General features: G+C 71.6%; 13 protein-coding genes. 9 read left to right on the plus strand and 4 right to left on the minus strand.

The genetic code is table 11. The features are described 5' to 3' along the window. Nucleotides 1-42 precede the first annotated feature (42 nt). On the plus strand, nucleotides 43-1,449 hold the full coding sequence (locus ACFY2Q_RS10070) for a flavin-containing monooxygenase (RefSeq protein WP_387128887.1): 1,407 nt from the start codon (nucleotides 43-45) through the stop codon (nucleotides 1,447-1,449). A 79-nt stretch (nucleotides 1,450-1,528) separates the two neighbouring features. After that, nucleotides 1,529-2,323, plus strand: a complete 795-nt coding sequence (locus tag ACFY2Q_RS10075; RefSeq protein WP_387129130.1) for an alpha/beta hydrolase — start codon at nucleotides 1,529-1,531, stop codon at nucleotides 2,321-2,323. A gap of 19 nt (nucleotides 2,324-2,342) precedes the next feature. On the opposite strand, the gene ACFY2Q_RS10080 is transcribed toward ACFY2Q_RS10075, so the two are convergent. Continuing rightward, the gene (locus tag ACFY2Q_RS10080) at nucleotides 2,343-3,827 is read right to left on the minus strand and encodes a trehalose-6-phosphate synthase (protein WP_387128888.1); all 1,485 of its coding nucleotides are present in this window, start codon (nucleotides 3,825-3,827) and stop codon (nucleotides 2,343-2,345) included. A gap of 167 nt (nucleotides 3,828-3,994) precedes the next feature. Continuing rightward, entirely contained in the window at nucleotides 3,995-4,855 is an 861-nt protein-coding gene (locus tag ACFY2Q_RS10085) for a DUF308 domain-containing protein (RefSeq protein WP_387128890.1), read from the minus strand. A gap of 274 nt (nucleotides 4,856-5,129) precedes the next feature. Here ACFY2Q_RS10085 and ACFY2Q_RS10090 point away from each other — a divergent pair, with 274 nt between their 5' ends. Together ACFY2Q_RS10090 and ACFY2Q_RS10095 are read left to right on the plus strand one after the other, a co-directional pair. Next, a complete protein-coding gene (locus tag ACFY2Q_RS10090; RefSeq protein WP_387128892.1) occupies nucleotides 5,130-5,438 on the plus strand; it encodes a hypothetical protein in 309 nt (102 codons plus the stop codon). A 123-nt stretch (nucleotides 5,439-5,561) separates the two neighbouring features. Next, entirely contained in the window at nucleotides 5,562-6,254 is a 693-nt protein-coding gene (locus ACFY2Q_RS10095; RefSeq protein ID WP_387128893.1) for a lysophospholipid acyltransferase family protein, read from the plus strand. A 7-nt stretch (nucleotides 6,255-6,261) separates the two neighbouring features. Here ACFY2Q_RS10095 and ACFY2Q_RS10100 read toward each other — a convergent pair whose 3' ends face one another. After that, nucleotides 6,262-9,882, minus strand: coding sequence for an adenylate/guanylate cyclase domain-containing protein (locus tag ACFY2Q_RS10100; protein WP_387128895.1), 3,621 nt, complete (start codon nucleotides 9,880-9,882; stop codon nucleotides 6,262-6,264). A 65-nt stretch (nucleotides 9,883-9,947) separates the two neighbouring features. Here ACFY2Q_RS10100 and ACFY2Q_RS10105 point away from each other — a divergent pair, with 65 nt between their 5' ends. Then, entirely contained in the window at nucleotides 9,948-10,145 is a 198-nt protein-coding gene (locus tag ACFY2Q_RS10105) for a hypothetical protein (RefSeq protein WP_357010892.1), read from the plus strand. Between the two features lie 95 nt (nucleotides 10,146-10,240). On the opposite strand, the gene ACFY2Q_RS10110 is transcribed toward ACFY2Q_RS10105, so the two are convergent. Beyond that, a complete protein-coding gene (locus ACFY2Q_RS10110; protein ID WP_387128898.1) occupies nucleotides 10,241-10,933 on the minus strand; it encodes a Crp/Fnr family transcriptional regulator in 693 nt (230 codons plus the stop codon). A gap of 283 nt (nucleotides 10,934-11,216) precedes the next feature. On the opposite strand from ACFY2Q_RS10110, the gene ACFY2Q_RS10115 reads away from it, so the two are divergent. The 4 genes from ACFY2Q_RS10115 to proC all read left to right on the plus strand — a co-directional run bounded on the left by ACFY2Q_RS10115 (nucleotide 11,217) and on the right by proC (nucleotide 14,387). Next, entirely contained in the window at nucleotides 11,217-11,714 is a 498-nt protein-coding gene (locus tag ACFY2Q_RS10115; RefSeq protein WP_387129131.1) for a polyadenylate-specific 3'-exoribonuclease AS, read from the plus strand. Nucleotides 11,715-11,791: 77 nt separating this feature from the next. Continuing rightward, nucleotides 11,792-12,295, plus strand: coding sequence for a pyridoxamine 5'-phosphate oxidase family protein (locus ACFY2Q_RS10120; RefSeq protein WP_387128899.1), 504 nt, complete (start codon nucleotides 11,792-11,794; stop codon nucleotides 12,293-12,295). Between the two features lie 171 nt (nucleotides 12,296-12,466). Beyond that, nucleotides 12,467-13,495: a 6-phosphofructokinase gene (locus ACFY2Q_RS10125; protein ID WP_387129132.1), complete on the plus strand. Its 1,029-nt coding sequence runs from the start codon at nucleotides 12,467-12,469 to the stop codon at nucleotides 13,493-13,495. A gap of 73 nt (nucleotides 13,496-13,568) precedes the next feature. Further along, nucleotides 13,569-14,387, plus strand: a complete 819-nt coding sequence (gene proC / locus ACFY2Q_RS10130; protein WP_387128901.1) for a pyrroline-5-carboxylate reductase — start codon at nucleotides 13,569-13,571, stop codon at nucleotides 14,385-14,387. Nucleotides 14,388-14,392: the final 5 nt, after the last annotated feature.

The raw sequence follows: 14,392 nt of genomic DNA on the forward strand, positions 1-14,392 counted from the left end.
CGCGGCGACCGGCAGCCGTGCCGCACAAAAGGAGATGTTCCGGTGTCCACCTCCACCGACCATGGCCGGCCCGACCCGGAGGCGACCCCGTCCGCGCAGAGCCGCGACGATCGCCCGCTCTCCGACCGAGGCGACACGGTCTGCGTCATCGGGGCCGGGGCCAGCGGCCTGACGGCCATCAAGAACCTGCGGGAGCACGGCTTCGGGGTGGACTGCTACGAGCGGGAGACCGGGGTCGGCGGCGCCTGGAACTGGCGCCACGACCGCAGCCCGGTGTACGCCAGCACCCACCTGATCTCGTCGAAGCCGTTCACCCAGTTCCCCGACTTCCCGATGCCGGACTCCTGGCCGGACTACCCGCACCACAGTCAGCTGCTCTCGTACTTCGAGCGCTACGCCGACCACTTCGACCTGCGGTCGCACATCTGGTTCGGCACCGAGGTGGTCCGCGTGGAGCCCGCCGAGGGGGACCGCTGGGACGTGACCACCCGCTCCACGGGCGGGTACGGCCCGGAGCGCACCTCCCGCTACGCCGCCGTGCTGATCGCCAACGGGCACAACTGGTCGCCGAAACTGCCCCGCTACGAGGGGCTCGAAGAGTTCCGTGGCGAGATCATGCACGCGTCGTCCTACAAGGACCCGGCGCAGTTGCGCGGCAAGCGGGTCCTCGTGGTGGGCGCCGGCAACACCGGATGCGACATCGCCGTCGAGGCCGCCCAGCAGGCGTCGCGCTGCTGGCACTCCACCCGGCGTGGCTACTGGTACGCCCCGAAGTACGTCGCCGGTCGTCCCGCCGACCAGGTCAACGACAGCCTGCTGGCGCTGCGGGTGCCGCGGCGGGTGCGCCAGTGGCTCTATCACCTGACGCTGCGGCTGACCGTTGGCGACCTGACCCGTTTCGGCCTGCCCAAGCCCGACCACCGCGTGTACGAGACGCACCCGATCGCCAACAGTCAGCTCGTCTACTACGTGGGCCACGGCGGGATCGGCCCGGTGCCGGACGTGGCCCGGTTCCACCCGTACGCGGTGGAGCTGGCCGACGGCCGCGAGATCGACCCGGAGCTGGTCATCTTCGCCACCGGCTACCTGCCGCGCTTCGAGTTCCTCGACGCGTCGGTGTTCGGTGACAGCGCCGGCACGGGTCGGCCCACGCTGTGGCTCAACGCGTTCACCCCGGGGCATCCGACGCTGGCGGTGGCGGGTCTGGTGCAGCCGGATTCGGGGATGTTCCCCCTGGCGCACTGGCAGACGGTGCTCTTCGCCCGGCTGCTGCGGGCCCGCCGGGACCGGCCGCAGCGGGCCGAGGCGTTCGCGCAGCGGGTGCGGGAGCGGGCCGGGGAGCGCTACTCCGGGCAGGTCAAGGACAGCAGCCGGCACTGGTTCGAGGTCGGTCACGCCGACTACCTGCGCGCCGTCCAGCGAGCCCTCCACGACCTGGAGGGCAAGTGAGCGCGAGGAGTGAGCTTGCGAGCCCCGCAGTCGCGAACGAAAGGCTGGTCTGGTGAGCGCGAGGAGTGATCTGCGCATCATGCGGGGCCGGGAGTGGTCCCGTCCGGTCCGGCCGGCGCGGCGTGAGGTGGTCAGCGCCCTTCCCGAGGTGGAGCAGGGGCGGCCTCCGCTGCTCTTCGTGCCGGGCTTCGGGCATGGCGCGTGGGCGTTCGCCGAGCACTGGTTGGGGCACGCCGCGTCGCGGGGCTTTCCGGCGTACGCGATGAGCCTGCGCGGGCACGGCGGTAGCGAGCCGGCGCCGGAGGCGACGCTGCGGGCGTACGCCCACGATGTGGCCCAGGTGGCGGCGGGCCTGCCGCACCAGGCGGTGCTTGTGGGGCACGGCGCCGGGGCGCTTGTGGTGGCGCACGCGCTGGCCCGCTACCCGGCGCGTGGCGCGGTGCTGGTGGCGCCGGTCTTCGGCGGCTGGGGGGTGTTCGGGACGGCGGTGCGCCGCAACCCGGTCGGTACGCTTCCGGCGGTGTTCGGTGGGCGGCTGCGGCTCAGCCGTGGGCAGCTGTTCAGCCGCGAGTTGCCCGACGAGGAGGCGCGGCGGTACACGGCGCGGCTCGGCCGGGCGGGCCGGCGGGCGCAGTGGGCACTGCTGGGCGAGCCGGCCGCGGAGCCGCCGGTGGGTGCGCCGCCGGTGCTGGTGCTGGGCAGCCCGGACGACCGGGTGGTGCCGTCGTCGGCGTTGACGCGGGTGGCCCGCCGCTACGGTTCGGCGCCGCTGCTGTTCCCCGGGATGGGGCACGACCTGATGCTCGACGTGCGGTGGGCGGAGCCGATCGACGCGATCCTGGACTGGCTGGAGAAGGAGCCGGTGGCACGCTGAGCGAGCGGTCGGCCGCTCGTCAGCCGGTGATGTGCTGGGTGGCAGGGTCGGCGGGCCGGGGCACCCGGGCGGTGCTGTCGGCGGCGCCGTCGGTGCTGGTCCAGCGACTGACCAGGGCGCCGTTCTCGTCGAGCGCGCTGAGGTAGGAGCGCGCCCAGGCCCGGATGTCGTGCTGGTGCAGGTGGGCGCGCATGGCCCGCATCCGTTCGGTGGTGTCGGCCGGGCTGGCCCGCAGCGCCGTTAGGATCGCCTGCTTGAGCCCTTCGAGGTCGTGCGGATTGACCAGGTACGCCTGGGACAGCTCGGCGGCGGTGCCGGCGAACTCGCTGAGCAGCAGCGCGCCCGTGTCGTCGACCCGGGCGGCCACGTACTCCTTGGCGACCAGGTTCATCCCGTCGCGCAGCGGGGTCACCGCCATCACGTCGGCGACCCGGTAGAGCGCGGCCAGCTCGGCCCGGTCGAAGGGCTGGGTGAGGTAGTGGATGGCCGGTTCGCCGACCCGGCCGAACTCGCCGTTGATCCGGCCCACCTCGCGTTCGATACGTTCGCGCAGGATCTGGTACTGGCCGACGCGTTCCCGGCTCGGCATGGCGACCTGGACGAGGACCGTGTCGCGGACCTTGACGTCGCCGCTGGCGAGCAACTCGCTGTAGGCCTTGAGCCGCTGCTCGATGCCCTTTGTGTAGTCCATCCGGTCGACGCTGAGGATGACCTGCCGGGGGTCGCCGAGGTCCTGGCGGAGTCGGCGGGCGCGGGCGGCCACGTCGGGGCGGGCGGCGAGGGCGGCCATCTCGGTGGTGTCGATGGAGACGGGGAACGCCCCGATGCGGACCACCCGGTTGTCGATCCCGATCCGGCGGTCGGTGGCGGGCAGCTCCAGCACCCTGGTGACGAGTTGGGCGAAGTTGTGCGCGGCCTGGGCGCGTTGGAAACCGACCAGGTCGGCCCCGAGCATGCCCCGCAGCAGCTCGGCCCGGCGGGGGAGCTGCATGAACAGCTCCGGCGGCGGGAACGGCACGTGCAGGAAGAACCCGATGCGCAGGTCGGGTCGCAGGGCGCGCAGTTGCCCGGGGACCAGTTGCAGGTGGTAATCCTGCACCCAGACCACCCCGCCCGGCTCGGCCACCTCGGCGGTCGCCTCGGCGAAGCGCTTGTTGACCCGCTGGTAGGCCTCCCACCACCGGCGGTGGTGTTCGGGTTGCTCGACGGCGTCGTGGTAGAGCGGCCAGAGCGTGGCGTTGGAGAACCCCTCGTAGTGGTCGCGAAGATCTTCTTGGCTGAGGGGAACTGTGTGCATCCGGACGCCGTCCACGTCCGCCAGCGCGGGGGCCGGCCCGGTGCCGCCGGCCCAGCCGACCCAGGTCGCCGGGGTGTGTCGCAGCAGCGGGTGCAGCGCGCTTACCAGCCCACCGGGGCTGCGGCGCCACTCGCAGGCCCCGTCCGGAGCCTGGTTGTCGTCGATGGGGAGGCGGTTGGCCACCACCACGAGGGAACTCTGTCGCATCTCGGGCATTCCGATCAGCAGAGGACTGACCGCCGCGAGCAAGGGAAAACCGGTCAGTCAGCGGGGGAAGTGACGTACATCGGTATTCCTACTGACAGTAAGTTACACCACTGTTACGTCCCGGGCGGGGCGAGGTCGTCCCGGGATGCGGTCGGCTGTGCCGGGCGTCAGACGACGGCGCCGTTGCCCGGGTCGTCGTCGTCCTCGTCGCCGGGGCGCAGCCGCCAGATCAGCGTGACGAACCCGGCCAGGATGCCGGTGAAGCCGAACAGGGTGACCGCCGAACGGTCGATGGGGAGCAACCACGGGAAGAGGAAGAGCACGAAACCGACGACCACCGCGAGCGTGCCGATCACCGCGTACTTGGAGAAGTGGGGCAGCGGCGGTGGTGGTGGCGGGTGGTAACCCTCGTCCTCGTCGTCGTCGGGCAGGTCGGCGCCGAAGGTGTCCAGCCCGTCCAGCAGCGACGGCTCGTCCGGCCGTGGGCCTCGCCCGACCGAGATCCCGGAGAAGTCGGTGGCCGACGGCAGCCGGCGGATGTCGGTGGCGGTCGGCCCGGCCTCGTCGGTGCCGGCTCGGGCGAGTGGGCCGGCGGCCGGCTCGTCCCGGGTCTTGAGGTCGTCCCGGTCATCGATGTCCTCCGCGGCCGGCCACGGGTGGTCACCGGCCGTCGAGGTGGTGTGAAAACCCGCCACGATTCGGGCCCACTCGGCGTCGATGTCCGGCTCGTCGCGGGCCGAGGGCTGCTCCGGGGCCGTTTCGTCGGCGAGCTGGGTGAGGTAGTCGCGTGCGGTGGTCAGGTGCGAGCGGTCGACGTAGAGCCGGTCGACAGGTCGGGCCGGAACGGTGGTGGTGCGGGTGACCGGGTTGAGGTCGGCGGAGGGTTGCAGGTAGGCGGCTATCCCACCGGCGGCCAGCACGTCGAGCAGGTGCTCGCCGACGCGCGGATCGACGTCGCCGACGACGGCGTACTCGCTCGCGTCGAGCCCGTTGTCCCGCCGTCCCCGGCGGGCCCCACCCGCTGACACCCGGACTTCCTCCTCAACGCGCCTCGCGACGCGGCCGCCCCTGCCCCCACGGCGCCGTTCGCACGCCGTGCCCTGAATCGTGACACGTCGGGGGTCGGTTCCGGGAGTGCGTTGTGTCGCGTCTTCCAAAGTCACGGCCGCTGCCGCAGGTCGCGGCAGGTCTAATGTCCGTTCTTGCGCGACACGTGCTATCTCGATGATCGTTGACACGGGCAACTCGACACGCCGAGCCCGCCCTGCCGAGCTGTCATCGAACGGAACCGGGGAGGCGCACGTGGCTGCTGATGAGTACGAGGAACTGGATATTCCGCCGCAGTTCCAGACCTTCGCCGACCGCCACCACCTGGAGTACCGGCAGACGCCACCCGGCATCGCCCTCTATCTGGGCCTCGCCGCGATTTTCGTGGGGGCGCTGTTCAGCGCGGCCCCGATGGTCGCCGACGACCGGATCATCGGTTACCTGATGCTGGGCGGCGGCGCCGTGTTGCTCGTCGTCGCCCGGGTGCTGCACAAGCGCAAGCAACGGCGGGAAGATGCGCTGTACCGCGAATACCTACAGTGGAAGAAGGAGCAGGGCGGGTAGCGGCGTGCGAGGTGCCCACTCGGTCCGTTGTGGCGCGGCTCCGGGCTTCGTAGGCTCGACCGTGACGGGCGACGCCTGCGGGCATGGCGCTCCGTCGCGGGCCCACCACGGGAAAGGACGCCGGTGCTCTACTGGCTACTGAAGTACGTCATCCTCGGTCCGCTGCTCAAGCTGATCTTCCGTCCGCAGGTGGAGGGTCTGGACAATGTGCCGGCGACCGGCCCGGTGATCCTGGCCAGCAACCACCTCTCCTTCTCCGACTCGATCTTCACCCCGCTGACCACCCAGCGGAAGGTCACATTCGTGGCCAAGGCCGAGTACTTCACCGGCAAGGGGATCAAGGGCTGGCTGACCAAGATGTTCTTCGTCGGCACCGGCACCATCCCCGTGGACCGCTCCGGCGGGCAGGCCGCCCGCGCCGCCCTCGACACCCAGTTGCAGGTGCTGCGCGCCGGGGGAGTGGCAGGCATCTACCCCGAGGGCACCCGCTCCCCGGACGGTCGGCTCTATCGGGGCAAGACCGGGGTGGCCCGACTCGCGCTGGAGAGCGGCGCGGTGGTCGTGCCCGTGGCGATGCTCAACGCCGACCAGATCCAGCCGCCCGGCAAGCTCATCCCCAAGATCGCCCGGGTGCGGATCCGCTTCGGCGCCCCCCTCGACTTCTCCCGCTACCAGGGGATGGCCGGTGACCGGTTCGTCGAGCGCGCGGTCACCGACGAGATCATGTACGAGCTGATGGAACTCTCCGGCCGCGAGTACGTCGACATCTACGCGCAGAAGCTCAAGCAGCTCGCCCCCGCGCCGGTGGCCGCCTGACCCACGCTCAGCAGGCCACCGCCGGCCCCGTCGGGCTGATCGGCCGCCCGGCCAGCGCGAGCAGACCCGGGGCGTCGTTGCGCAACGCGAAGGTGCCGACCTCGGCACGGGGCACCCGGGCGGCCGCCGGCTCGCCGGCCCGGGTCAGCTCGGCCGCCGCGAGCGCCAGCGCCAGCGCCCGGTCACTGGCGTCCGGAATCCGGCCGTACGTCTCGGCGGCGGCCAGGTGCAGCTCCGCCGCGCGCCGGTGGTCGCCGTCGGCCGCGGCCACCGCCGCCGTCACGGTCCGCAGCGCCGCCTCCGACCACGGCGTGCGATGACCCACCCGGTCCAGCATCGCCCGGACCCGCACCGAGGCGTCCCGCCCGGACAGAGCGGCGGCGTACGCGGCAGCGGCGATCCACTCGCCGCTGGCCAGGGCCGGCACCTCCGACCACGACCGATCCAGCTCGTCGATCAGCTCCGCCGCCTCGGCGCCACGGCCCTGCAACGCCCGGCACAGCGCCGCCATGCTCAGCATCGTCCAGCGCAGGCGGTGGAACCCGCTGCGTCGCGCGGTGTCCAGCGCGTCGCCCAGGTCGCTCGGATCATCGTCGTCGCGCAGCACCAGCAGGCAGCAGCGCAACCCCCGCACCTGCATGTCCCAGCTGCCGGTCGGAGTGTCCACGAACGCCTCCGCCGCCGCGAGCAGCCGGCCGAAGTCACCCTCGAACCAGGCCCGCATCGCCTCCGCCGAATAGCTTGTGGTCAGTGTCTGGCCGCTGGCCGTCCGGGCCGGCGCCGCCGAGAGCAGGGCGTCCGAGCGCAGCCAGTCACCCTCCTCGCGGATCGCCCAGGCGAGGTTCTGGGTGGCCCGGGGCAGCGCGAGCAGCTGACCGGCCCGCGCGAACTCGACGACCGCGTGCAACTCGTCCAGGCCGATCCGGTCGCCGGCCTGGTAACGGGCGGTCGCGGCGGTGATCCGGGCGTTGGTGCGTGTCTCGGTCAGGCCCAGCCGCTCCGCGATCTCCGCCGCGATCTCCGCCGCCGCCACGGCCAGGTCCCGCTCGTAGTTGAGCATGTGCAACCGGCCCAGCTCGGCGTACGCGTCGGCCTTCTGCGAGCTGTCCGGCAGCGGCTCGAACAACTGGACGGCTCGGTCCAGGCAGACCAGCGCGTCGGCGCGGTCGGCGCGCAGCCAGGCCGCCTGGCCGAGCAGCGTCCACGCCCGCGCCGCGCACGCGTCGTCGCCGTGCGCCAGCAGCCGGTCGGCGAGCGCGTGCACCTGCTCGGGCCCACCGCCGGAGAGGAACCCGTTGCCGTCGCGGTAGAACGAGATCTCCGTGCTGAGCAGCTCCAGTTGGAGCCGGCCCACCGGGTCACCGTCGTCGGCAAGGCCGAGCGCCCGGCCCGCGTGGCTCGCCGCCGCGTCCAGCCCGTGCAGGGCGTACGCCCGGCGGGCCGCCCGGTGCAGCGCCTGCCGTGCCGGCGCCGCATAGCGGCGGACCTGCATGCCGAGCGAGCGGGCGATCTCGTGGGCCGCCCAGCGGTGGTGGGCGAGCACCTCCGCCAGATCGGTGTCGCGACTGTGGGACAGCGCGTCGAGCCAGTCCGCCGCCCGCTCGTGCCGCGCGACCCGCTCGGTGCGCGGCAGCCGCTGGTAGCAGACGTCGCGCACAAGCACGTGCCGGAACCGGAACTCCGCCTGTCCTGCCATCGTCGACGCGGACTGCTCGTGCACGAAGTCGCGCTGCTCCAGGCGGCGCAGCGAACGTTCGACCGACTCGACCTGCTGCCCCAACGCGGACGCCACAGCACCCGGCCAGAACTGCACCCCGACCACCGAGGCGGCCAGCAGCACCGCCCGGTCGTTGGCGTCCAGCAGGTCCACCCGGTTGGCGATCACCGCGTGCACGCTCTCCGGCATCGTCAGTTCGAGCTGCTTGTCAAGCGACCAGCCCCGCCCGGACTGGCGCAACGCGCCCTGCTCGATGAGCATCCGGACGTACTCGTGGGCGTAGAGCGGGTTGCCGCCGGCCACCTCGATGAGCGGGGTGAGCATGTCGGCGGAGAATGCCGCCTGGCCGAACAGGTGCGCGTACAGGGCGGCGATGCCGGTGTCGCGCAGCGGCGGCAGGGTGATGGTCACCGAACCGGTGATGGTGCCGGCCCAGCTGGGATCCCTGTCGACAAGCTCCGGGCGGGCGGTGCAGAGCAACAGCAGCGGCACCTCCCGGGCCGCCGCCCCGAGCAGCTCCACGAAGCGCAGCATCGCGTCGTCGGCCCAGTGCAGGTCCTCGAAGACCAGCACGGTGGGGCGCCGGGCGGCCATCGCCAGCAGGAAGCGCCGCCACGCGGTCTCCGTCTCCTCGGCCGGCAGCGGCGTGCCGGACAGCCCGACCAGCGGGCGCAGGGCGTCCACCACCCGGTCCCGTTCACCCGGCCCGATCAGCTCACCGACGGCGGCGGTCAACCGCTGCGCCGCACTGCCGGCCGGATCGGTGTCCAGGATGCCGGCCTCGGTCTTGACGATGTCGGCGAGCGCCGCGAACGTGACATTCTCCCCGAACGGCGGGCAACGCCCGGTCCGCCAGGTCAGCGGCTCGTCGACCAGCCGGCCGGTGTGCCGGTAGAGCTCCCGCAGCAGCCGGCTCTTGCCGATGCCCGCCCGGCCGAAGATCGTCACCACCTGCGGCAGCCGGTCCCGCAGCGACCGGTGCAGGGCGTTGACAAGCATGCCCAGCTCGTGCTCCCGGTCGACGAGCGGCGTGGTGTCCGGCTCCCGGTCGGTGGGCTGGCGGCGCAGCGGAGACAGGGCGAGCCACACCTCGGTCGGTGCCGAACGGCCGCGCAGCGTGACCGGGGGCTGCTCCTCGTAGCGGATGGAGTCCTTTGTCAGCGCGTGCGTGGTGCCGCAGACCAGCACTCCGCCCGGTGGCGCGACGGACTGCATCCGGGAGGCCGTGTTCACCACGTCGCCGGCCACGATCGCCTGCCCGCCGTTGCGGGCGGCGGCCACGTCGACAAGTGCCTCGCCGGTGGCCACCCCCACCCGGAACCGCATTTCGGCGCTGCCGGTCGGCGCGAACCGGGTGAGCACCCGTTGCAGCTCCAGCCCGGCGCGTACGCAGCGCAGTGCGTCGGTCTCGGTGGCGATGGGCGCGCCGAAGAGCGCCATCACCGCGTCGCCTATGTACTTCTCCACCACCCCGCCGTACTGGCCGACCACCCGGCGGGCGGCGGAGAAGAAGCCTGTCTGCATGCCGCGGACCTGCTCCGGGTCGGCCCGCTCGACGTACGGGGTGAAGTCGATCAGGTCGACGAACAGCACACTCACCCGCCGGCGATCCTCCTGGGGGGTGACGACCGCGGGTCGGTCGGCCCCCGGCCGGGGCGACCCGCACGAGGTGCAGAACGTGACGTCCGGGGCGAGCGGACGCAGGCAATGGGGGCAGACGGCGCCCAGCTCGGTGCCGCAGCCACCGCAGAAGCGGTCGCCGTCGGCGGCCGTGCGTCCACAGCGCTCACACTGCGCGGCGATGACACCCTCCACTGGCGGACCGGTCGACGCCAACGGCGTCCCGTCAGACGGAGTATCACCGTCGGGACCGCTGTCGGGTACCGGCCTGTTGGCTTGTGGACAGTCCACTCGGGGGATTCGCGGACTACATTCAGTCAGCCAATGTCGATCAGCGACCAGAGGGGGACAGGTCAATGGTGTACGTCAAGTTGGAGAGCGACTGGACCGACGGCAACGGGGTCAGCCACTCCGCGGGCGAGTCGGTGGATGTCGACGCCGCCACGCTCGCCACGCTCCAGGCCGAGGGCATCGTCATCGAGCAGTCCCACGGCCCGGGCGGCGACGGCAAGGGTCCGGACAAGTGGGCCGGGCCGGGCAGCTCCGGAGTCTGATCCGACGCCTGTGACACGACGACGCGGCCGGGTCGCCCACGGGGTGACCTGGCCGCGTCGTGTTCGTCTCGGTGTGCCTGCCCGCCCCCGGCGGGTCAGCGGTCGCTCATGCCGGCACGTCGGCGCAGCGCGGCCACGTCGGTGACCACGATCCGGCGACCCTCGGTACGCAGCCAGCCGCGGCTGGCGAACGAACCGATCGCCTGGTTGACGCTCTGCCGGGAGCCGCCGGCCATCTCGGCCAACTGGCTCTGGTTGAGCTCGATCGTGATCATCGGGGCCTGGCTCTCGCCGGCCAGCCGGACAAGCGTCTTGGCCACCCGTCCGGGCAGGTCCAGGAAGACGTGGTCGGCATTCTGCTCGGTGAGCCGACGGATCAACCCGCCCAGCGAGCGCATCACCGCGTCCAGGATGCGCGGGTTGGAGTGCACGAGCTCCATGAACGCCCCCCGGGAGAGCGCGAGCGCCGCGCAGTCCTCGATGGCCTCGGCCGAGGCGGACCGGGTGGAGGCGTCGAGCAGGGAGACCTCGCCCAGCACGTCCGGTGGACGGATCACCGACAGCACCGCCCGCTCGCCCGTGGGCGCGGTGCGGAAGACAGCCACGGCGCCCCGGCGCAGGACGATGAGCGACTCACCCGGGTCGTTCTCCACGAAGAGCAGTTGGCCCTTGCGGTAGGTGCGGGGAACGGCGGCGGCGATCACGCGCTGCCGCACCTCGGGCTCCAGTCCAGCGAACATTTCGACACCCGTGAGCGCATCACCCGGCTCCGGCAGGCGAACCTCCACGGCCCAACCCCTCCCCGGTCAAGGACCACAAAATCGCTTACCGGGCGAAACCTGATGGCCCAGACAAGGTGAACTGACACCGATTCGGCGTCCGGTTAGCGGTACACATCAGATCATGACGGTCTTGTCGCTTGCTGTACACCCCTCGAAGCACTTCCGTGACCGTCGGATGCGGCTTCGCGTACCCGGTCGTTGCTTGTGGCCCGGGTCGCGCTGACCTGCGGCGATCTGTTTGTGGGCCCCGCCGGGACGTGCCCGACGGCGGTGGGCGAGGATGGCCGGAATGGTGTACCGCTACTTTTACGACTGCGAATTCATCGAGGACGGTCGGATCGTCGATCTCGTCTCGATCGGTGTCGTCGACGAGTACGGCCGCGAGTTCTACGCGGTCTCCACCGAGTTCGACGACTCCCGAGCCGTGCCCTGGGTCCGGCGCAACGTGCTGGACAAGCTGCCCTCGCCCGCCGACCGTGCCTGGCGATCCCGTGAGCGCATCCGCGACGACCTGTACGACTTCCTCGTCGAGCCGGTTCGGGACCGCCCGGGGGAACAGATGGAGCTGTGGGCCTGGTACGCCGCGTACGACCATGTGGTCCTCGCCCAGCTCTGGGGTGCCATGCCGGCGCTGCCTCGGGAGATCCCCCGGTTCACCAAGGACCTGCGCCAACTCTGGGACGACAAAGGTCGGCCGCCCCTGCCGGACGCGGACGCGGCCCGGCACGACGCCCTTGTCGACGCCCGGCACAACCTGGCCCGCTGGCGGGCGATGACGACCCGCTGACAGTGGTCGTACCTTTGCAGGTTTGACCGGTTCTGTCCCGGGCATCGGTCCGACGAGCCGAGCCGAGGGAGACTGCCATGAGCAACGAGCCGACCAGCGCCACCGAGGCCCGAGCACGGGTCACCGAGCTGGTCCGCGACGCCCGGATCTGCATGCTGACCACTATCGCCCTGGACGGCCGGCAGGTGAGCCGACCGATGGGTCTGCAAGAGGCCGAGTTCGACGGGGACCTGTGGTTCTTCGCCTCCACCGACTCGGCAAAGGTCCGTCAGATCCGGGTGAACCCGGAGGTCAATGTCGCGTTCTCGGACCAGAAGCGCAGCGCCTGGGTGTCGGTCTCGGGCACCGCCACCGAGGGGTTCGACCGGGCCCGCGCCGAGCAGTTGTGGAATCCGGTGCTCAAGGTGTGGTTCCCCGACGGGCTGGACACCCCCGGCCTGACGTTGATCAAGGTTCACGCCAGCTCCGCCGAGTACTGGGACTCGCCGAGCAGCACCGTGGTCAACCTGTTCGGGTTCGCCAAGGCGGTCGTCACCGGCCAGCCGCCGGCGCTCACCGAGAACCACGAGGTGACCTATTGACCCGCGGCTCGGTGTCGGGTGGCCCGGGGCGCGCTGTCATCACACAGGCAGGCCGACTACAGTGCGCAGTGACGGCCCGCCCCGGGCCGGCAACGGCGCCGATGGTCTGACTTGACACATATCCTGGGGCAAATCGGGCTTTACCTGATGCTCCAGGAGGATGAGCGGATCATGCGTATCGGCGTGCTCACCGGCGGCGGCGACTGCCCAGGTCTCAACGCGGTCATCCGGGCGGTGGTCCGCAAGGGCGTCGCCACTTACGGTCACGAGTTCGTGGGCTTCCGGGACGGTTGGAAGGGCCCGCTGGAGGGCCTGTCCCGTCCGCTGACCATCGCGGACGTCCGCGGCATCCTGCCCCGCGGCGGCACCATCCTCGGTTCCTCGCGGACGAACCCGTTCAAGATCGATAACGGTGTCGAGCGGATCAAGGACAACCTGGCCAGCCAGGGCATCGACGCGCTCATCGCGATCGGCGGCGAGGACACCTTGGGCGTCGCCACCAAGCTCTACGAGCTGGGCGTGCACGTCATCGGCGTGCCGAAGACGATCGACAACGACCTGGGCGCCACCGACTACACCTTCGGCTTCGACACCGCTGTCAACATCGCGATGGAGGCCATCGACCGGCTGCACACCACCGCGGAGAGCCACCACCGCACACTTGTCGTCGAGGTGATGGGCCGGCACGCCGGCTGGATCGCCCTGCACGCCGGCCTGGCCGGCGGCGCCAACGTGATCCTGCTGCCCGAGCGGCAGTTCGACGTCGACCAGGTTGCCGGCTACGTCGAGAAGCGCTTCCAGCACCAGTACGCCCCGATCGTCGTGGTCGCCGAGGGCGCCCAGCCGCTCGACGGCCAGATGGTGCTCGCCAACCAGGAGCTGGACTCGTTCGGCCACGTCCGCCTCGGCGGCATCGGCCAGTGGCTGGCCGAGCAGTTGGAGGCCAAGACCGGCAAGGAGGCCCGCACCGTGGTGCTGGGCCACATCCAGCGCGGTGGCACCCCGACCGCCTTCGACCGGGTCCTCGCCACCCGCCTCGGCCTCCAGGCCATCGACGCGGTCCACGAGGGCGACTGGGGCAAGATGGTCGCGATGCAGAGCACCGACATCGTCCGGGTGCCGCTTGCCGACGCCACACGTGAGCTGAAGACCGTGCCGCTGGAGCGGTACGCCGAGGCCGAGGTCTTCTTCGGCAGCTGATCAACGGTAGGGCGGCGCGGCGGGCCTACGGGCCCGCCGCGCCGCGACTCGACGCGAGGGGAGTACGGCCGACATGTCAGCCGGGGTGCACACGGTCGCGGTGATCGGCGCGGGCAAGATCGGTGAGCTGATGCTCTCCGGGCTGCTGCGCTCCGGATGGCCTGTGGACCGCCTGCTGGCCACCGCCCGCCGGCCCGCCCGCGCCGAGGAGTTGACCGCCCGCTACGGCGTACGAGTGGTCGACAACCTGACCGCCGTGGACGAGGCGGCGGTGCTCGCGATCTCCGTCAAACCGCAGGACGCCGGCGCCCTGCTGGACGAGATCGGCCCCAAGGTGCCCGCCGACAAGCTCGTCATCTCGCTCTGCGCCGGGCTGCCCAGCAGCTTCTTCAACCGTCGCCTGCCCGAGGGCACCCCTGTCGTCCGGGTCATGACCAACACCCCGGCGCTTGTCGACGAGGCGATGACAGCCATCTCGGCGGGCACGTACGCCACCGGGGCCCACCTGGCGCTCGCCGAGGAGATGTTCAAGCCCCTCGGGCAGACGATCCGGGTGCCCGAGTCACAGCAGGACGCCGTCACCGCGCTCTCCGGCTCCGGCCCGGCCTACTTCTACCTGCTGGTCGAGGCCATGATCGACGCAGGCATCCTGCTCGGGCTGCCCCGCCAGGTGGCGCACGAGCTGATCGTGCAGACCGCGATCGGCTCCGCCGTGATGCTGCGCGACTCCGGCGAGCACCCGGTGAAGCTGCGCGAGGCGGTCACCTCGCCGGCCGGCACCACCATCTCCGCGATCCGTGAGCTGGAGAAACACGGCGTACGGGCCGCGATGCTCGCCGCGCTGGAGGCCGCCCGGGACCGCGCCCGGGAGCTGGCCGCCCAGGCCGACTGACGTCC

The sequence above is a fragment of the Micromonospora sp. NPDC000316 genome, from assembly GCF_042898885.1.
Classification (GTDB): domain Bacteria; phylum Actinomycetota; class Actinomycetes; order Mycobacteriales; family Micromonosporaceae; genus Micromonospora.